This window comes from Hoyosella altamirensis (assembly GCF_014191505.1).
GTDB classification, from domain to species: domain Bacteria; phylum Actinomycetota; class Actinomycetes; order Mycobacteriales; family Mycobacteriaceae; genus Hoyosella; species Hoyosella altamirensis.
The window spans coordinates 268209-288124 of sequence record NZ_JACHWS010000003.1 but is presented as its reverse complement, the minus strand read 5'-3'; the positions used below and the strand labels follow the sequence as shown (position 1 = coordinate 288124).

The 19916-nt window shown below is 61.6% G+C and carries 15 protein-coding genes and 1 rRNA gene; 15 read left to right on the top strand and 1 reads right to left on the bottom strand.

The genetic code is table 11. From position 1 onward, the window contains the following. The first annotated feature begins 17 nt into the window (after positions 1-17). From pheT to FHU29_RS15380, 12 genes are all read left to right on the top strand, one after another. Entirely contained in the window at positions 18-2504 is a 2487-nt protein-coding gene (gene pheT / locus FHU29_RS15435) for a phenylalanine--tRNA ligase subunit beta (protein ID WP_064441540.1), read from the top strand. 80 nt (positions 2505-2584) lie between these two features. Further along, on the top strand, positions 2585-3130 hold the full coding sequence (locus FHU29_RS15430) for a hypothetical protein (protein WP_083962448.1): 546 nt from the start codon (positions 2585-2587) through the stop codon (positions 3128-3130). A 44-nt stretch (positions 3131-3174) separates the two neighbouring features. Then, positions 3175-4212, top strand: coding sequence for an N-acetyl-gamma-glutamyl-phosphate reductase (gene argC, locus FHU29_RS15425; protein WP_157095299.1), 1038 nt, complete (start codon positions 3175-3177; stop codon positions 4210-4212). Next, entirely contained in the window at positions 4209-5459 is a 1251-nt protein-coding gene (gene argJ, locus FHU29_RS15420; protein ID WP_221195070.1) for a bifunctional glutamate N-acetyltransferase/amino-acid acetyltransferase ArgJ, read from the top strand. The genes argC and argJ overlap by 4 nt, the downstream gene beginning before the upstream one ends. Positions 5460-5564: 105 nt before the next feature. Then, positions 5565-6458: an acetylglutamate kinase gene (gene argB, locus FHU29_RS15415; protein ID WP_041451658.1), complete on the top strand. Its 894-nt coding sequence runs from the start codon at positions 5565-5567 to the stop codon at positions 6456-6458. Then, entirely contained in the window at positions 6455-7651 is a 1197-nt protein-coding gene (locus FHU29_RS15410) for an acetylornithine transaminase (protein ID WP_064441542.1), read from the top strand. Before argB ends, FHU29_RS15410 begins: the two co-directional genes overlap by 4 nt. Then, complete coding sequence (gene argF / locus FHU29_RS15405; protein ID WP_064441543.1) at positions 7648-8571, top strand: ornithine carbamoyltransferase; 924 nt, start codon at positions 7648-7650, stop codon at positions 8569-8571. Before FHU29_RS15410 ends, argF begins: the two co-directional genes overlap by 4 nt. After that, a complete protein-coding gene (locus FHU29_RS15400; RefSeq protein WP_049793688.1) occupies positions 8550-9062 on the top strand; it encodes an arginine repressor in 513 nt (170 codons plus the stop codon). The genes argF and FHU29_RS15400 overlap by 22 nt, the downstream gene beginning before the upstream one ends. A 52-nt stretch (positions 9063-9114) precedes the next feature. After that, positions 9115-10314 carry an argininosuccinate synthase gene (locus tag FHU29_RS15395; RefSeq protein WP_064441544.1) on the top strand — a complete coding sequence of 400 codons (1200 nt, stop codon included), beginning with the start codon at positions 9115-9117 and terminating at the stop codon, positions 10312-10314. A 9-nt stretch (positions 10315-10323) separates the two neighbouring features. Then, positions 10324-11757: an argininosuccinate lyase gene (gene argH / locus FHU29_RS15390; protein ID WP_064441545.1), complete on the top strand. Its 1434-nt coding sequence runs from the start codon at positions 10324-10326 to the stop codon at positions 11755-11757. A gap of 121 nt (positions 11758-11878) precedes the next feature. Continuing rightward, positions 11879-14860: an AMP-binding protein gene (locus FHU29_RS15385; RefSeq protein ID WP_074390906.1), complete on the top strand. Its 2982-nt coding sequence runs from the start codon at positions 11879-11881 to the stop codon at positions 14858-14860. A 29-nt stretch (positions 14861-14889) separates the two neighbouring features. Then, on the top strand, positions 14890-15108 hold the full coding sequence (locus FHU29_RS15380) for a Trm112 family protein (RefSeq protein ID WP_064441546.1): 219 nt from the start codon (positions 14890-14892) through the stop codon (positions 15106-15108). A gap of 4 nt (positions 15109-15112) precedes the next feature. On the opposite strand, the gene FHU29_RS15375 is transcribed toward FHU29_RS15380, so the two are convergent. Further along, positions 15113-15544 carry a hypothetical protein gene (locus FHU29_RS15375; protein WP_064441547.1) on the bottom strand — a complete coding sequence of 144 codons (432 nt, stop codon included), beginning with the start codon at positions 15542-15544 and terminating at the stop codon, positions 15113-15115. Between the two features lie 147 nt (positions 15545-15691). Between FHU29_RS15375 and FHU29_RS15370 the strand changes: the two genes are divergently transcribed. The 3 genes from FHU29_RS15370 (at position 15692) to FHU29_RS15360 (ending at position 19577) form a co-directional block, all read left to right on the top strand. Further along, complete coding sequence (locus FHU29_RS15370; RefSeq protein WP_064441548.1) at positions 15692-16285, top strand: DNA-3-methyladenine glycosylase; 594 nt, start codon at positions 15692-15694, stop codon at positions 16283-16285. A 52-nt stretch (positions 16286-16337) separates the two neighbouring features. Continuing rightward, positions 16338-17612 carry a tyrosine--tRNA ligase gene (gene tyrS, locus FHU29_RS15365; RefSeq protein WP_064441549.1) on the top strand — a complete coding sequence of 425 codons (1275 nt, stop codon included), beginning with the start codon at positions 16338-16340 and terminating at the stop codon, positions 17610-17612. Positions 17613-18055: 443 nt separating this feature from the next. Next, positions 18056-19577: ribosomal RNA gene (locus FHU29_RS15360) — 16S ribosomal RNA — on the top strand. The last annotated feature ends 339 nt before the right edge of the window (positions 19578-19916 follow it).

The following is a 19916-nucleotide window of genomic DNA, read 5'->3' as shown; positions in this document are numbered from 1 at the left end:
AGGGGAAGCGAGTTCACGTGCGAGTAGCGCAGTCCTGGCTGACTGAGGTCATCCAGCGTGCGAACCCGGGATGGCAGATCACGACCGAGGAGTTCGATGCCGGCTTCGTCGGTGTGGGACTCGAGGTTGAAGAGGTCACGGCGCTTGGCCCAGTCTCGGGTCCCGTGGTTGTCGGCCGAGTCGTCACCATCGAGCAGCTCGACGGGTTCAAGAAACCCATTCGGTTCTGCACCGTGGACGTGGGCGAAGCAGAACCGCGCGGGATCGTGTGCGGCGCGCAGAACTTCGTACCCGAGGATCTGGTCGTGGTAGCGCTCCCGGGGGCAATGCTTCCAGGGGACTTCCGGATCGCATCGCGGGAGACCTATGGTCGCGTTTCTGACGGCATGATCTGTTCTGCGCGCGAACTTGGCATTGGCCGGGACCACGCGGGCATCCTGGTTCTCTCACCAGGAACAGCGATCCCGGGTGCGGACGCGCACGCGGTGGTGGGCCTCGACGATCATGTCATCGAGCTGGCCGTGACACCCGACCGTGGATACTGCCTATCCGTACGCGGTCTTACCCGTGAGCTGTGCTGCGGCTTTGGCCTTTCATTCGCTGACCCCGCACAAGTGTCAGTACACGGCACAGAGGAAGAAGCGTGGGGGGTTACCGTCGATCCAGAGTCGGGCGCCACCCGCTTCGCGCTGCGCCGCGTTACTGGGGTCGACACCCAGGCTGTAACCCCGTGGTGGCTGCAACGGAGACTCATGCTGTCGGGAGTGCGCCCGATTTCACCGGCGGTCGACGTCACCAACTATGTACTGCTCGAACTCGGGCAGCCGATGCACGCATTCGACGTGGAAAGGTTACGGGGAGACCTCGTCGTGCGGCGTGCGCAAGCGGGGGAGAAGCTCCTCACTCTCGACGATGTGGTGCGAGAGCTCGACGGTGAAGACGTGGTGATCGCCGACGACAGCGGGCCAGTCTCACTCGCGGGTGTGATGGGCGGCGCAAGTACTGAGGTATCCGGGGAAACCACGGAGGTGCTCCTCGAGGCGGCTTGCTGGGACCCGCTTGCTGTATTCCGTACGTCACGCCGGCACAAGCTTTCCAGCGAGGCGAGTCGGCGCTTTGAGCGTTCAGTCGATCCGGCACTCGCTGTTGCCGCGCTCGACCGTGCCGCGTCGCTGCTCGCCGAGATTACCGGGGGAACAGTTGAACCGGTGCTGACCGACATCGGCTTTGTCCCGGAACGGCCCACGATCCGTATGAAGCCTGATCTCCCCGATCGAGTCGCGGGAGTGGGGTACCGCGCGGGTGCGGCACAGTTCCGTCTCGAGCAGATTGGTGCCACGGTTCTCGAGGACACTGGTGCGGACGGAGCAACTGAGCTGCTCGTCACGCCGCCGAGCTGGCGTCCAGATCTGAATCAGCCGGCAGATCTCGTCGAGGAAGTGCTGCGACTCGAGGGACTCGATGTCATTCCTTCCGTACTGCCGGCCGCGCCTGCAGGTCGTGGACTGACCCCGTTGCAGCGCCGCCGGCGCGCGGTGAGCCGCGCGCTTGCCTATTCCGGGTATGTCGAGGTGCAGCCTTCGCCGTTCATATCCGATGCGGTGTTCGACCAGTGGTCCCTCGACGCGGACGATCCGCGCCGGTTGACGCTGAAGGTACTTAACCCGCTCGATAGTGATCGGGCCGCGCTCGCAACGACGCTACTGCCTGGTCTATGTGATGTTGCCGCACGGAATGTGTCGAGAGGCCAGCGTGATCTTTCGATCTTCGCGATCGGTCAGGTGTCACTGCCTGGAACCGACACTGTGCCGGTGGAGATGCTTGCGGTGGACCGGCGGCCTTCCGGCCAGGAGATCGCACGGCTTTTCGCGTCGCTGCCTGACCAGCCAGTTCGGGTCGGCGTCGTGCTGACGGGTCTGCGTGAACCCGCGGGCCCCTGGGGCAAGGGACGTCCGGTGGCCGCCGCGGACGCGTTCGCCGTTGCGGAGCTGATCGCTGACGCTGCGGGTGTTGCGCTTGAGCGCGGGGCGGCCCAGTACCTGCCGTGGCATCCGGGCCGTTGCGCTGAGCTCATCGTCGACGGGGCCGTGGTCGGCCATGCCGGTGAGTTGCATCCCGCAGTGCTAGAAGCGGTGGGACTGCCTCCGCGTACCTGCGCTGTCGAGATGGAACTCGACAGTCTTCCGGTGCGGGAGAACTTGCCCGCCCCACAGCTATCCGTATTCCCCGCCGTGCACCAGGATGTGGCCGTCGTTGTCGACGAAACTGTCCCTGCAGCGGCTGTCGAATCGGCGCTCGCGGATGGCGCGGGGGAGTTGCTTGACGAGATCAGGCTTTTTGATGTGTTCGCGGGCGCGCAGATCGGAGAAGGACGTAAATCGCTCGCCTTTTCCCTGCGTTTCCGGGCGCCCGACCGGACGCTGACTGAAGATGAGGCAACAGCGGCGCGCGATTCCGCCGTTGCGGTGGCGCACGAGCGGTTCCAGGCAGAACTCCGGCACTGATCTCGCCGGCGCGGGTGTGCGCGGCTCGGAATTCCTTCGGACGTATCCTTGAACCACACTTCCGAAGGAGGGCTGGGGATATGGCGACTACCGATCCTGCCGTAGGTACTGGGGCTGGGAAAGAAGGCGATGCCCGTTCAGCCGCCACGTTTGGCGAACTGCTTGCTGCGCTACAGAAATTGCCGGACCACGAGTTGTGTGAGCTCGTTTCTGAAGTAACCGTTGACCGGTCCCATCTGAGAGCGCTGCATCAAGTAGCGCAGTTGTCTGCGATGGCGGCGCCGGTGCCGCAAGACGCAGGAGAGCTTGGGAGTGCGAGCATCTCGGTGGCTGGTGGCGTGGTGTCGCCCCGTGATGTCACCGATGGTCCGGTAGGTGAAGTGCCTCCGCTGGAGGATCCGGCAGCGCGTGGGGAGTCTGGGCTTGAACCTGGATGGACGAAGGATGGCGTCCCCACATTCAGCAGTGTGCGTGACAAGATTGCGGCTCGATTCGCGGTGGCAATAGGTGCGTCGGAGACGACGGTTTCCGAAGCCGAGGAGCGGTCGCTGGAACAACAGTGGGAAGCGCGGGCGAGGATGGCTCGCGAGCGGCTCAATCAGATTCGTGGGCTTATGCAGAAGTAGCCAGACAGGTTGAATAAATTTTCATGGGAGTGCATAATCATCACATGGCTATAAGGATTGCTGTCGCAGGCGCGAGTGGATACGCGGGTGGAGAGGTCCTCCGGTTGCTTCTCGGACATCCGGCATATGCCGACGGCAGGCTCGAGATTGGCGCGCTGACCGCTGGCGGGAATGCCGGATCGACGCTCGGGGAGCACCATCCCCATCTGCTGCCACTCGCTGAGAGGGTCCTCGAAGACACCTCGGCCGCAACTCTTGCCGGCCATGATGTGATTTTTCTCGGTCTGCCGCACGGTCATTCGGCGGCGCTCGCCGCGGAGCTCCCGGAGTCGATCGTCATCATTGACTGTGGTGCGGATTTTCGCCTGAGAAATGCCCAGGACTGGGAGAGTTTTTATGGTTCGCCCCATGCTGGCGCGTGGCCGTACGGACTGCCCGAACTTCCGGGCGCGCGGGAATCGCTGCAAGGTGCGACGCGCATCGCGGTGCCCGGCTGCTATCCAACCGCAACGTCGCTTGCATTGGCGCCCGCAATTGCTTCGGGCATCGTAACGCCCGCGGTGACCATCGTGGCGGTGACGGGCGCATCCGGAGCCGGACGATCCCTGCGTACAGATCTGCTTGGCTCCGAGGTGATGGGCTCCGTGCGTGCCTACGGCGTGGGTGGCGTCCACCGGCACACGCCGGAGATCAGACAAAACCTGCAATCACTTACCGTGGAAGACGTCAGTGTGTCGTTCACCCCGGTGCTCGCGCCGATGGCTCGCGGAATCCTTGCTACGTGCGTTGCGCCCACGACCGTTGACGACACCGAGGCGCGAGCAGTCTACGAAAAGGCCTACGCGGACGAGCCGTTCGTGCACCTTCTTCCGCCGGGGCGGTTGCCGCAGACTAGTGCGGTACTCGGCTCGAACGCGGTACACCTCAGTGTTCACGTGGACAGTGCTGCTGGGACACTCGTTGTCGTATCTGCGATTGACAACCTCACAAAAGGCACCGCAGGCGGGGCCGTACAGTCGATGAATATCGCGCTCGGCCTGCCGGAAACAGCCGGGCTGTCAACGGTGGGAGTAGCTCCATGACAGGACCTGAGGGGCTCAACCCTCCGCACATTTCCTCCCTTACGGCACTCTCCGCTGCGGTGCGGCGTGACGAAGGTGTCACTGGTCCAAAAGGATTCGCTGCCGCGGGTATCGCTGCCGGAATCAAGAAGTCTGGTGCCCGCGACCTTGCGGTAATCGTCAACACCGGCCCGGGCCGCGAGGCTGCTGGCGTGTTCACCACCAACAAGGTCAAGGCCGCTCCAGTCTTGTGGTCGCAGCAGGTTCTGACCACCGGGAAGCTTCGTGCGGTAGTGCTGAACTCGGGTGGCGCGAATGCGTGCACGGGGCCGCAGGGATTTGCTGACACACACCACACTGCCGAGGAAGTGGCTGCGGCGCTTACGGAGTCGGGAACTGAAACCGGCGCGGTCGACGTTGCGGTGTGCTCGACGGGACTCATCGGTGACCTGTTGCCGATGCCCGCAGTACTCGCCGGCGTCCGCACGGCTGTCCAGCAGCTGAGTACCTCCACCGAGGCGGGAACCGACGCCGCCAGCGCCATCATGACCACTGACACGGTGTCCAAGGAAGCGGTGGTGCATCATCAGGGTGGCTGGTCCGTAGGCGGAACGGCTAAAGGTGCTGGGATGCTCGCGCCAGCCCTGGCCACGATGCTGTGCGTCGTGACCACTGATGCCGTAGCTACGAGCGAGCAACTCGACACGGCACTCCGCCACGCCACAAAATACAGCTTTGACCGGCTCGACGTGGACGGAGCTACATCCACGAACGACACGGTGCTTCTCCTCGCGTCGGGTGCCAGCGGGGTAGCCCCGAGCGAGGCAGAACTCACGGAAGCAGTGTCCGCTGTGTGCGACGATCTCGCTGACCAGCTTATGGGCGACGCTGAAGGCGTCACGAAACGAGTGCACATCACCGTCGCCGGTGCGTCGAGCGAAAGCGAGGCGCTGACCGGAGCGCGAGCCGTAGCGCGGGATAGCCTCGTCAAGACAGCGCTCTTCGGTTCGGACCCGAACTGGGGGCGCGTACTCGCCGCGATCGGGATCGCCCCGATAGCCCTTGACCCCGATCGAATAAGTGTGTTCTTCAACGGAGAACCTGTGTGTAAGAACGGTGTCGGGGTGCCTGGTGCCCGGAATGTCGATCTCAGCGGAATGGACATCACAGTGCGCGTGGAACTCGGCATCGGTGCCGCTGAGGCAACCATCCGGACAACGGATTTGTCTCACGCGTACGTAGAAGAGAACTCGGCGTATTCGTCATGACCGGCGTGACGGATCTGAGGCGGTGACCTGAACGTGAATTACGAAGCAGACCAATCAGCCGACACCCAGACCGCGCACGGTGGTGTCCGTGATGACCTCACAGCACTGGATAAAGCACATGTCCTCGCCGAGGCATTGCCGTGGCTGCAGAAATTTCACGGCAAAACAATCGTCGTGAAGTACGGCGGCAACGCCATGGTTGATGACACCCTCAAACGTGCCTTCGCAGCGGACATGGTGTTCTTGAGAACCTGCGGGATTCACCCCATCGTGGTCCATGGGGGTGGTCCACAAATCACCGCGATGCTGGAGCGGCTCGGCATGGAGGGCCAGTTCCGTGGGGGTTTCCGCGTCACCACCCCAGACGTCATGGAGATCGTCCGCATGGTGCTCTTCGGTCAGGTTGGACGCGAACTCGTCGGTTTGATCAACAGCTACGGGCCGTACGCGGTTGGTATTTCCGGGGAAGATGCGCACCTTTTCACAGCTCAGAAGCGATCGGCGATGATCGATGGAAAACCTGTCGATATCGGTCTCGTGGGTGACGTGTCGTCCGTCAGCCCGGAGGCGGTGCTCGATCTGGTGTCGACAGGACGGATCCCGGTGGTATCAACGATCGCCCCGGACCGTAATGGGGTCGTGCACAACATCAACGCTGACACCGCTGCTGCCGCCCTCGCCGAGGAGATTGGCGCTGAGAAGCTCATCGTCCTCACCGACGTCGAGGGCCTCTACACCAACTGGCCTGATGAAGACTCGCTTGTCAGCGAGATCGACAGCGGCGCGCTAACCCAACTGCTCCCGAACCTTGCTAGCGGGATGATCCCCAAAATGGAAGCGTGTCTGCGTGCTGTCCGCGGGGGCGTTCCGTCCGCACACGTTATCGATGGCCGCGTGCCGCATTCGGTCCTCCTCGAAATCTTTACCGAAAAGGGTATTGGCACGATGGTGACTCTCGGTGACGGAATACGGGCGTCTGAGGACCTGGTGGGAGCATGACGCAATCCAACACCAGCGCTCTGCAACGGCGCTGGTCCGAGTCGATCATGGACACCTACGGCGTACCGCGGGTAGCGCTGGTGCGCGGAAACGGCGCGGTAGTGACCGACGCCGAGGGCAAGGACTACCTCGACTTGCTCGGTGGCATCGCGGTCAACATTCTCGGCCACGCACATCAGGGAGTACATGCCGCCGTGACAGCTCAGCTGGCAACGCTAGGGCACGTATCGAACTTGTATGTCAGCACTCCTGTCGTCGAGTTGGCAGAACAACTCGTCGCCCGACTCGGTGCTGAAGGCCGCGTTTTCTTCGGTAACTCCGGAGCTGAAGCTAATGAAGCGGCCTTCAAAATCGCGCGACGCACGGGCCGAACAAAGATCGTCGCCGCGGAGAACGCGTTCCACGGCCGCACGATGGGCGCACTTTCGCTGACCGGACAGCCATCGAAGCGAATGCCGTTCGAACCGCTAGTTCCCGGGGTGGTCCACGTCCCGTACGGTGATGAGGCAGCGCTCAGAGCTGCGGTCGATGATGAGACCGCAGCGGTTTTCCTTGAACCAATGATGGGTGAGGCTGGCGTCGTCGTTCCTCCGGAGGGCTACCTTGTGGCAGCCAGAAGAGTTACCGAGGAACACGGGGCTCTCCTCATCCTGGATGAGGTTCAGACCGGTATTGGGCGCACGGGCTGGTTCTATGCACACCAGGCCAGCGGCATAGTCCCTGACGTCATCACCCTCGCGAAGGGACTTGGCGGCGGACTTCCCATCGGAGCGTGCATCGCAACGGGCGCGGCGGCCAGCCTCATGAGCCCAGGTTCGCACGGGTCCACGTTCGGCGGGAATCCGGTCTGCGCAGCAGCTGCGCTTGCCGTGCTTCGCGCAATCGAGGAAGAGGACCTCCTTAGCCACGCGGATGGGCTCGGTAAACTGCTTTGCGCGGAGATCGAAGGCTTGGGCGACCCCCTGATCGATCATGTGCGCGGCGCGGGTCTGCTGCTCGGAGTGGTACTGACCGAACCAGTGGCGCACGCAGCAGAGACCGCAGCGCGCAACGCGGGGTTCCTGCTCAACGCTGCCCAGCCGACGGTGTTGCGTCTTGCCCCACCGCTCGTCATCACCGAAGAGCAGGTACGCACGTTCATCAGTGCTATGCCCGCCATTCTTGACGCAGCTCGCGAGGAAGGACAGCAATGACCCGCCACTTTCTGCGGGATGATGACCTGACACCTGCCGAACAGGCCGAGGTGCTTGCCCTTGCCGCTGACATGAAGAAGGCCCCGTTTTCACACCGGCCGCTCGAGGGGCCGCGGGGTGTGGCCGTGATTTTCGACAAGAACTCGACGCGCACGCGTTTTTCCTTTGAACTGGGTGTCGCACAGCTCGGTGGCCACGCAGTGGTTGTCGAATCCCGTTCCACTCAACTGGGGCGCGACGAGACTCTCCAGGACACCGGCCGTGTGCTTTCTCGCTATGTCGATGCGATTGTGTGGCGGACGTTCGGTCAGGAACGGCTAGAAGCCATGGCGGAAACCTCAACAGCCGCCATCGTGAATGCGCTCTCTGACGAGTTTCATCCCTGCCAGGTCCTTGCGGATCTGCAGACAATCGCGGAGCACAAGGGGAAGCTGGCGGGCCTGAAGCTGGCTTACCTTGGTGACGGCGCGAACAACATGGCGCATTCGCTGATGCTCGGGGGAGTCACGGCCGGAATCCATGTGAATGTCGCTGCACCGGATGGCTTCACACCCGACCCCGAAATCGTTTCGGCGGCACGTGAGCGCGCCACCGAAACGGATGCGTCCGTCCGCGTCGTGACCGATCCGGTGGACGCGGTCCGCGGTGCGGATGTTGTTGTCACCGATACCTGGACATCAATGGGGCAAGAAGCTGATGGCCTCGACCGTATCGCGCCGTTTCTGCCGTACCAGGTGAATTCTGACTTGCTGGCGCATGCCAGTCCAACAGTGATCGTGCTGCACTGCCTGCCCGCACACCGAGGTGAGGAGATCACCGACGAGGTCATGGATGGCAAGCACAGCGTGGTCTGGGACGAGGCCGAGAATCGGCTGCATGCACAAAAAGCGCTGCTGACTTGGCTGCTGGAGCACCAGTGACGGAGCCGGGCAGGTCACTAGCCACGAGTCGTGCCGGACGGCAGGCGCGGATCGTTGAGCTACTGGCACAGCGGCAGGTGCGCAGTCAGACCGAACTTGCCCGGCTGCTCGCAGACGAGGGCATTGACGTCAAACAAGCGACACTGTCCCGGGACCTCGAGGAACTGGGCGCAGTGAAGCTACGTGCCGCAGATGGCGGAACCGGCGTTTACGTCGTACCAGAAGATGGCAGTCCGGTGCGTGGAATCACCGGAGGAACCGATCGACTGTCACGAGTCCTGAGTGATCTTCTGGTGTCGGCGGAGCCCAGCGCCAACTTGGCAGTATTGAGAACTCCGCCCGGTGCGGCACAATTTGTCGCTAGCGCGATAGACAAGGCGGCGTTGCCGGAAATCGCGGGCACGATAGCCGGAGATGACACGATTGTCGTCATTGCGCGCGAACCAAACATGGGAGCTGACGTCGCTGCCATGCTCGAAGATCTGGCGTAACGACAAGTAGTAACGAGCATTAACAAGCCACGACTTAAGGAGTTGGGACACCATGGCAGAACGCGTGATCCTCGCCTATTCAGGCGGTCTGGACACCTCCGTCGCCATCAGCTGGATCGCGAAGGAGACCGGCGCCGAAGTCGTCGCGCTCGCCATCGATCTTGGGCAGGGTGGTGAGGATATGGAGGTCGTGCGACAGCGCGCGCTCGACTGCGGCGCCGTCGAATCGATTTGTGTTGACGCGCGCGACGAATTCGCCAACGAGTACTGCCTGCCGACCATCCAGGCGAATGCTCTATACATGGACCGGTACCCGCTGGTGTCCGCGATTTCACGCCCGCTCATCGTCAAGCACCTGGTGCAGGCTGCACGGGACCACAATGGCACAACGGTGGCGCACGGCTGCACCGGCAAGGGAAACGACCAGGTTCGTTTCGAGGTGGGCATCGGTGCGCTGGCTCCCGACCTGAACGTTATTGCTCCTGTGCGCGACTACGCATGGACTCGTGAGAAGGCGATCGCTTTCGCTGAGGAAAACAAAATCCCGATCACGGTGTCCAAGAAGTCACCGTTCTCCATCGACCAGAACGTGTGGGGACGCGCGGTGGAGACCGGCTTCCTTGAGGATCTGTGGAACGCTCCCACCAAAGACGTCTACGACTACACGGAAGACCCTACGGCGCATTGGCAAGCGCCTGATGAGCTCGTCATTACCTTTGACAAAGGTGTGCCGGTAGCAATCGACGGCCGGGCCGTCACGGTCCTCGAGGCGATCATCGAGCTGAATCAGCGCGCCGGACGCCACGGAGTAGGCCGCCTCGACATGGTTGAAGATCGTTTGGTGGGGATCAAGAGCCGTGAAGTGTACGAAGCACCAGGTGCCATGGTGCTCATCACCGCGCACCAGGAACTCGAAGCCGTGACTACTGAGCGCGAGCTCGCACGCTTCAAACGTCAGGTTGAGCAGCGCTGGGGCGAGCTTGTATATGACGGCCTGTGGTTCTCGCCACTGAAGTATGCGCTGGATTCTTTCCTGCAGAACACGCAGGAGCGCGTGAGCGGTGACATCCGTATCGTGCTGCACGCGGGAAGTGCGGTCGTCAACGGCCGCCGGAGCAACGAGTCACTGTATGACTTCAACCTCGCTACCTACGACGAGGGCGACACATTCGACCAGTCCCTGGCAAAGGGCTTCGTGCAGATTCACGGGCTGTCCTCCAAGGTTGCCGCTAAGCGCGATCTGGGCCTGTGAGGGTCGCCCGTGACTGATCAACACGGCACGAACGAAGGCGCACTGTGGGGCGGACGGTTCGCATCGGGACCCGCCGCCGCCATGGCGGCGCTGAGTAAGTCGACGCATTTCGACTGGGCACTTGCTCCTTACGACGTGCGGGCGTCCAAGGCGCATGCGAAGGTACTGCACAGGGCTGGACTGCTCAGTGATGACGACTTCGCGACGATGACTGACGGGCTCGAACGCCTCGCCGCGGATGTTGCCAGCGGTGCCTTCGGTCCGGCGGAATCGGACGAAGACGTTCACGGCGCTCTGGAGCGCGGTTTGATCGAACGCGCGGGCCCCGAGGTCGGCGGGCGACTACGCGCAGGCCGGTCCCGAAACGACCAGGTGGCGACACTCTTCCGAATGTGGCTGCGGGACGCGGCACGGCGGATCGCGGCGGGTCTGCTGGACGTGGTCGACGCGCTCGCCGGTCAGGCGGCGGCGCACCCGGCGGCGGTGATGCCTGGCAAGACCCACTTACAGGCCGCGCAACCAGTGCTCCTCGCTCACCATCTGCTTGCGCACGCGCATCCGCTGTTGCGTGATGTTCAGCGTCTGCAGGACTTCGACAAGCGAGCAGCAGTATCTCCTTATGGGTCGGGCGCGCTTGCCGGTTCGTCCCTGGGGCTTGACCCCGACGCCATTGCTGCAGACCTGGGGTTCAATTCCGCGGCCGAGAACTCTATAGATGCCACATCGTCGCGAGACTTCGCGGCTGAGGCAGCGTTCGTGCTCGCCATGATCGGTGTCGACTTATCACGGATGGCTGAAGAGATCATCATTTGGACTACGCCCGAGTTCAGTTACGCGACCCTCGCGGATGAATGGTCCACGGGCAGCTCGATCATGCCTCAGAAAAAGAACCCCGACGTGTCAGAACTCACGCGTGGTAAGTCGGGCCGACTCATCGGAAACCTCACCGGCCTGCTAGCTACGCTCAAAGCGCAGCCACTGGCCTACAACCGGGACCTGCAGGAAGACAAAGAACCGGTGTTCGACTCTGTCGCGCAACTGGAGATGCTTCTTCCCGCGATCATCGGTCTGATTTCGACGCTGGAATTTCATGAAGAGCGAATGGCCGAACTGGCACCTGCCGGATACACGCTGGCCACGGACATCGCCGAATGGCTGGTTCGCCAGGGCGTGGCATTCCGCATCGCCCATGAGGCCGCAGGTGCATGCGTTCGAGCTGCAGAGTCTCGAGGCGCTGCGCTCGAAGAGCTGACTGATGAGGAATTCGCGGCCATCGACCCCAATCTGACTCCGCAGGTGCGTGAGGTCCTTACTGTCCAGGGATCGATCGCATCGCGCAGCGCACGTGGCGGAACAGCTGGCGATCGCGTGTCCGAGCAGCTCACAGGTGTGCGCGCGGAGGTAGAGGCGCTGCGTGAATGGGCGAAGCCGGTTTTTCCCTGAGGGCGTGCTGTCAGTAATGTCTCACTCACCTGGCTGCGTTCGCGCTGGGTGATGTGCGAAGATTCGGGTTAGTTGGCTGCCCGGTGTTGAAGTATGCCGGCGAACATGACGGAGGTCCCGAGTGCAGTTCACAGTGCGCACGATGACGTCACCGCTGCACCGGGTACTTGCTACCGCACAGAACGGACTGGAAGTAATCCGGTTCGGCGGTCTTGACACTGGTGAAGAAGCGTCGCCGTATGTTGTCGTGGAACGTCGTCCCATGTTCCGGCTGCGGCGGTACTTTCCGCAGACAAAGGACATCAAGGACCGCCCACCGATCGTGCTGGTGCCCCCAATGATGGTCGCGGCCGATGTCTACGACGTGACGCAGGACAAGGGCGCGGTAGGTATTTTGCATGCGCAGGGACTCGACCCGTGGGTTGTCGACTTCGGCTCGCCAGATCGGGAAATCGGGGGGATGGCCCGCAATCTCGCTGACCACGTCGTCGGTGTCAGCGACGTGGTAAGCCTGGTCCGTAAGCACACGGGGCAAGACGTGCATCTCGGTGGGTATTCGCAGGGCGGCATGTTCTGCTATCAAGTCGCGGCCTACCGTCGTTCAGTTGGCCTCAAAAGCGTCATCACCTTCGGAGCTCCGGCTGATTCAGTCGCACTTCCCCTCGGGATCCCCGTGGGGCTTGCGTCCAAGGGTGCGGACCTTTTGGCTGACCACGTGTTTAATCGTCTCGCAGTTCCGAGCTGGATGGCGCGGACCGGTTTCCAGATGCTAGATCCGGTAAAGACGCTGAAATCGCGTCTGGACTTCCTGTTGCAGTTGCATGATCGGGAAGCGCTGCTGCCGCGTGAAAAGCAACGCAGATTCCTTGAAGCGGAGGGCTGGGTCGCGTGGTCCGGCCCCGCGATTGCTGAACTTCTCAAGCAGTTCGTGGTGCACAACAGGATGATGACCGGCGGATTCGTGGTCGATGACCGCTTGATCAGCCTGGCGGAGATCACCTGCCCTGTGCTCGCGTTCCTCGGCACCACCGACGATATTGGGCTGCCCCGAGCTGTCCGCGGGATCCGCCGCGCGGCACCGCGAGCGGACGTGTACGAAGCGACGCTGCGCGCAGGCCATTTCGGTCTGGTTGTCGGATCGAGTGCTGCTATTCACACCTGGCCAACGGTGGCGGAATGGGTCAAGTGGCATGAAGGCGCGGGGGATGAGCCCGTCATCATCAATCCGATGACCGATGAGCCTCAAGAACCAGTCGACGGTGAATACACTGTGGCTCAGCGGCTGGTGAACAGCGCGAGCCAAGCTGCTGAGATCGGGTTTGGAGTTGCCCAGGATCTTGTTGACGCAACGAGGGGTGCTGCGCGCACGACCAAGGAGATCACAGGCGAGGCGATGCGGACGTTGCCGCGGCTCGCGCGTCTTGGAGTGATGCAGGCTCACACACGAATGTCGCTCGGACTGTTGCTCAATGAACAGGGACGACGTAATCCGTTAGGTGAATTGTTCCTGTTCGATGACAGAGTTCATACGCACGCCGCGGTGAACGAGCGCATCGACAACGTGGTTCGCGGGTTCATCTCCGTCGGTGTCAGACAGGGCAGCCATGTCGGTGTCCTCATGCAGACCCGTCCCAGCGCGCTCGCCGCTATTGCCGCGTTGTCTCGACTGGGTGCAGTGAGCGTGCTATTGCAGCCTGGAACTGATTTAGCTGAAGCCATCCGGATCGGTGAGGTATCCGCAATTGTGGCGGACCCACCGAACCTCGCCGACGCTATGACGGCAGGTGTCCGAGTGTTCGTCCTTGGCGGCGGCGATGAACGTGACCTGGAGTTGGCGAACAAAACCGATGTCATTGACATGGAGAAGATCGACCCTGAAGCCGTCAGCTTGCCGGCCTGGTATCGGCCCGACCCTGGTCTCGCGAGTGACCTGGCATTCATCGTTTTCACCCGCTCACGAGGTCACACCGAGCCGCAGTTCATCACGAACCACAGGTGGGCGCTCTCGGCGTTCGGGACGGCCTCCGCTGCATCGCTGACAATGAGTGACACGGTTTACTGCTTAACCCCGCTGCACCACCCGTCGGGTTTGCTGATGACACTCGGTGGGGCGGTCGCCGGTGGCGCACGCATCGCGCTCACCCGGACTTTCGATCCGAGTCAGTTCGCCGAGGAGATTCACCGCTACGGAGTGACGGTCGTTTCGTATACGTGGACCCTCCTCCGAGAATTGGTGAACGCTGAAGATCTGCAAGTGCAAAGGCATCATCCGATCCGGCTTTTCATGGGATCTGGTATGCCAGCGGCTCTGTGGCGCCGAGTGACAGAACGATTCGCGCCAGCAAACGTCGTCGAGTTTTACGCCTCCACGGAGGGAGAGGCCGTGCTGGCGAACATTTCGGGCGCGAAGCCCGGGTCGAAAGGCCGGCCCATCCCAGGGTCCGCCACCATCAGACTCGCCGCCTATGACGTGGAGCAGGACCGCTTCATCGAGGATGACCGTGGTTTCGTCCGCGAGGCCCAAGACGGCGACGTGGGACGCCTCCTGGCACATCCCCGGGCGGGTGTGGAACTCAGCTCAAATGAGATGCGCGGAGTATTCCGGGCCGGGGACGCATGGATCGCCACTGATCACCTGTTCCGCCGGGACGATTCCGGTGACTACTGGATGGTCGACAATCGGAACTCGGTGATCCGTACAGAGCGGGGAGTTGTCTTCGCCCTGCCCATTGAGGACGCGCTAGCAGAGATCGATGCCCTCGACCTGGCAGTGGTTTATGGCGTACCTGCGGGAAAGCGAACACTGGTGGTCGCGGCGCTTTCGCTGCGGTTATGGATGCCGGAAGGCGCATCCACGAAGGCAGAGGTCAAGCCGGGCCACCTGAACAATGCCTTGTCGATCCTCCCGGAAGGTCAGCGACCCGACATCGTTCATGTGGTCGACGAGATTCCGCTGACGACGTGGTATCGGCCCAAAACCCGGGCACTCGCCGCCGAAGGTGTACCAGCAGCCGGCGTGAACTGCTGGTACTACGATCCGGATAGTCACCAGTACCGTCGGCTGACCGAAGCGGCCCGCAAGCGTGTCATCGCGGACACCTAGTTCACCGGTGCGAAGGTAGGGTAGTTGTCGTGACTTTGGATCCGATCCTTTTGAGTGTTCTTGCATGTCCACAAGACCACGGGCCGCTACTGCTCATCGATGATGAGGTGCTGTACAACCCCCGCTTGCGGAGGGCTTATCCGATTGAGAACGGCATTCCGGTTCTGCTGATCGACGAAGCGCGCGGGGTGTCGGACAGTGAGCACCAGGCGTTCACCGATCGTGCACAGGCTGAAACCGGTCGCTGACACCCTAGCCGGGAGTCAAGGGCAGAGGACGAACCCCGGTGCTCAGGCTGATAAACACTCCGCGCACCGGCAAGTCAGCCGTAGCCGCTGCTGCGAGCAGGCGGCGCGCCCAGATTTGATCCAGATGCGTGATGACCGTCTGATCTGGGCGTTCAATCACGAAGACCGCAGCCGCGTCCTCGCCGGTCTCCCAGATAGCCCCCTTCATTGCGGTGACCATCGCGGTGCACTGCTCCGCGCGGGGAAGGCCAGTAGGCGGATCTTGGACCGGAATCACCACCGGTAGCTGGTACCCAAGTGGCGTGAAGAACAACAACCACAGTTGCGGCACGACAGCAGGGCCCACGATGGCGGCGACGCGCGAGTGCAGATCATCGTCCGTGAGTACGGGGATTTCGGTGAGGTCATTGGAAGAATGTCGCGGAGAGCTGGTCATGGCGAGAGCATTGCATTTCGGCTCAACCGTCCGGAGTTTTCCCTGTGGATAACAATTGCCTGGAACTTAATCGCTTCGGGATGCGTCAAAAAACGATGTGTCCGCATGTCCAGAACGGGCTAATGGCCGCGAGCGGAGGGTGACGAAGTGCGTGATGTGCTGACCAGCACTACTCCTGAACACGCGGCGCAGGAACTTCTCGGTCGTCGTCTTCGGGTGCGGGGATGCGAAGCAAAGATAGTTGAGGTCGAGGCGTATGGCAGTGACGCCTCGGGGCCGTGGCCGGATCCAGCATCGCACGCGTATCCCGGGCGAACAGCACGAAACTCCGTGATGTTCGGTGAAGCCGGACGCCTTTACGTCTACCGGATTTATGGAATTCACTTGTGCATCAACATCACCTTCGGGCCAGCAGGTTCAGCCGGCGCAGTGCTGCTGAGAGCCGGTGCGCTGACGCGCGGAACCGACGAGGCAGCCCTTCGCCGCGGCCGTACCGGAACGGCCGACACGCTAGCGTCCGGACCTGCAAATTTCGCACAAGCGTTAGGCATATCGCTCGGTGACCAGGGAGTAGACGTCCTCGACGACAATCTCGAAGTGTCGCTATCGGACTCCCGGGACGCAGGTGAATTTCTCGCCGGGCCGCGGGTCGGAATTCTCCGCGACGCGGACCGTCCATGGCGTTTCTGGTTAAAGGGCCACCCCGCAGTTTCGCGTTACCGGAGACATTCGCGAGCTTGAGCATGGGGACGCGAGTGGCAACCTGGGTAGTGATTAAGGGATGATCTGACTCGTGACGCACGACATCCTGGACGAACTGACCTGGCGCGGCTTGATCGCACAATCCACCGACATCGACTCGCTCCGCACAAAGCTGAACTCTGGCATGGTGACGCTGTATGCGGGCTTCGATCCGACCGCTGCCAGCTTGCACGCCGGTCATCTAATTCCGCTGCTCGTGTTGCGCCGCTTCCAGGAAGCTGGCCACCGGCCTATCGTTCTCGCTGGTGGTGCGACGGGCCTCATCGGTGATCCGCGTGATGTCGGGGAACGTTCGATGAACGACGAGTCCACCGTCGCCGAGTGGTCGGAGCGGATCAAAGGACAGCTTGAACGTTTCGTGGACTTCGGTGCCTCATCGAACGCGGCCATCATCGAAAACAACATGAGCTGGACGGGCAGCCTCTCGGCGATCGCGTTCCTGCGTGATATAGGAAAGCATTTCTCCGTCAACGTCATGCTTGCGCGCGAGACGGTGAAGCGCCGCCTTGAGTCCGACGGCATCTCTTACGCGGAGTTCTCATACATGTTGCTGCAGGCGAACGACTATGTGCATCTGCGGCGCGAGCATGGCTGCGTTCTGCAAGTCGGTGGTTCTGATCAGTGGGGAAATATCGTCGCAGGCGTCGACTTGGTGCGGAAGCTCGACGGTGAACATGTCCACGGCTTCACCGTTCCGCTGGTAACCACGTCGGATGGAAAGAAGTTCGGCAAGTCCACCGGTGGCGGAAGCCTGTGGCTGGATCCTGAGATGACCAGCCCTTATGCCTGGTACCAGTACTTCGTCAATACGACAGACGCGGACGTCGTCCGGTATCTGCGCTGGTTCACCTTCCTCGGCGAGGAAGAACTGGAAGATCTCGAGAAGCAGACGCTAGACAGTCCGCACTTGCGCGCGGGACAGAAACGACTCGCACGCGAGATGACGACCCTCGTGCACGGCGAAGCGAATACCCGTGCCGTCGAGCATGCGAGCCAGGCTCTGTTCGGGAGAGCCGAGTTGAAGGAACTCGACGAGCGGACACTTGCCGCGTCGCTTACGGAAGCGTCGGTTGCCGAATTGGTGCCAGGCGCACCACAGACTCTGGTCGATCTGCTCGTTTCGAGTGGACTTTGTGACTCCAAAGGCGCGGCACGGCGAACCATCCGGGAAGGTGGGGCCGCGATCAACAATCAGAAGATCAGCGATGAGGCGTGGGAGCCCGCTGCTGACGACTGGTTGCATGGGCGCTGGCTAGTCGTCCGTAAGGGGAAGCGTCACTTTGCTGGTGTCCGGCGCGGCGAGTAGGCCCGGAGCCCGGGAGCGCGTCTGAACTGCGGATTTGTTTTTCAGACGCGCTCTGTGTAACTTTCTCTACGCCGCCGACGCCGGAAGGCCGGTTCCGAAAGGAGCCGGGCACCTGAGCGGGAAGGCAAACCCCCGAATCAACTCGAATCGATGGTTTGACTCCCTGGGCAGGATCTGGTTAAGATTGGTGGCTGTGCCCTGAGGGGGTCTGGACTGTTTGGTTTGGGTCTTGGGGTGTGTTGTTTGAGAACTCAACAGTGTTTTGGTTTTTGTTTGATGGTGCCGGGATTGATGGCAGTCCTTTGGTGCTGTTGTTTGGATGCCTGATTCAGATCCCTAGTCGGGGTTGGGTGTCTGTTTTTGTTTTTTTTGCCAGTTTTTGGCTCTGTTTTTCTGATCGTGCTCTGGTGCTCCTTTGTGGGGTGTTGGGGTGTGTTTGGTTTTTAACGGAGAGTTTGATCCTGGCTCAGGACGAACGCTGGCGGCGTGCTTAACACATGCAAGTCGAACGGTAAGGCCTTTCGGGGTACACGAGTGGCGAACGGGTGAGTAACACGTGGGTGATCTGTCTTGCACTCTGGGATAAGCCCGGGAAACTGGGTCTAATACCGGATAGGACCTGCTCCTGCATGGGGGTGGGTGGAAAGCGCTATGTAGCGGTGTGAGGTGGGCCCGCGGCCTATCAGCTTGTTGGTGGGGTAATGGCCTACCAAGGCGGTGACGGGTAGCCGGCCTGAGAGGGCGACCGGCCACACTGGGACTGAGACACGGCCCAGACTCCTACGGGAGGCAGCAGTGGGGAATATTGCACAATGGGCGCAAGCCTGATGCAGCGACGCCGCGTGGGGGATGACGGCCTTCGGGTTGTAAACCTCTTTCAGCGCCGACGAAGCGAGAGTGACGGTAGGCGCAGAAGAAGCACCGGCCAACTACGTGCCAGCAGCCGCGGTAATACGTAGGGTGCGAGCGTTGTCCGGAATTACTGGGCGTAAAGAGCTCGTAGGTGGTTTGTCGCGTTGTCTGTGAAAACCTACTGCTTAACAGTGGGCGTGCAGGCGATACGGGCAGGCTGGAGTACTGCAGGGGAGACTGGAATTCCTGGTGTAGCGGTGAAATGCGCAGATATCAGGAGGAACACCGGTGGCGAAGGCGGGTCTCTGGGCAGTAACTGACGCTGAGGAGCGAAAGCGTGGGGAGCGAACAGGATTAGATACCCTGGTAGTCCACGCCGTAAACGGTGGGTACTAGGTGTGGGTTCCTTCCACGGGATCCGTGCCGTAGCTAACGCATTAAGTACCCCGCCTGGGGAGTACGGCCGCAAGGCTAAAACTCAAAGGAATTGACGGGGGCCCGCACAAGCGGCGGAGCATGTGGATTAATTCGATGCAACGCGAAGAACCTTACCTGGGTTTGACATGCACTAGACGCGTCCAGAGATGGGCGTTCCCTTGTGGCTGGTGTGCAGGTGGTGCATGGCTGTCGTCAGCTCGTGTCGTGAGATGTTGGGTTAAGTCCCGCAACGAGCGCAACCCTTGTCTCATGTTGCCAGCACGTAATGGTGGGGACTCGTGAGAGACTGCCGGGGTCAACTCGGAGGAAGGTGGGGATGACGTCAAGTCATCATGCCCCTTATGTCCAGGGCTTCACACATGCTACAATGGCTGGTACAGAGGGTTGCGATGCCGTGAGGTGGAGCGAATCCCTTAAAGCCGGTCTCAGTTCGGATCGGGGTCTGCAACTCGGCCCCGTGAAGTCGGAGTCGCTAGTAATCGCAGATCAGCAACGCTGCGGTGAATACGTTCCCGGGCCTTGTACACACCGCCCGTCACGTCATGAAAGTCGGTAACACCCGAAGCCCATGGCCCAACCCCTTGTGGGAGGGAGTGGTCGAAGGTGGGATCGGCGATTGGGACGAAGTCGTAACAAGGTAGCCGTACCGGAAGGTGCGGCTGGATCACCTCCTTTCTAAGGAGCTTTGCTCTTAGAGATAATTATTTGCGGCCTGGCTTGCGTGACCGTTCGTGTCACGGGCTGTGGGCCGTGCCGGGTGGACATCAAACAATTGTTTCCTGTGTGTGTTCGTGTCCCTTGAAGGGGGTGCGGGCCGGGGGACGGCTGGAACACTGTTGGGGTTCTGAGGCAGCATGCCTGGTCTCTCCTGTTGTGGGGGGATTGTGTGGGTGTGGTGTTTTCAGGGGCATGGCTGATAGTGCCTGGCGGGAGTGGATGTTCACACGGTGTGTGGGGTCTGTGGCTGGGTGGTGTTGGTTGTGTGTGTTGTTTGAGAGCTGGATAGTGGTGTGA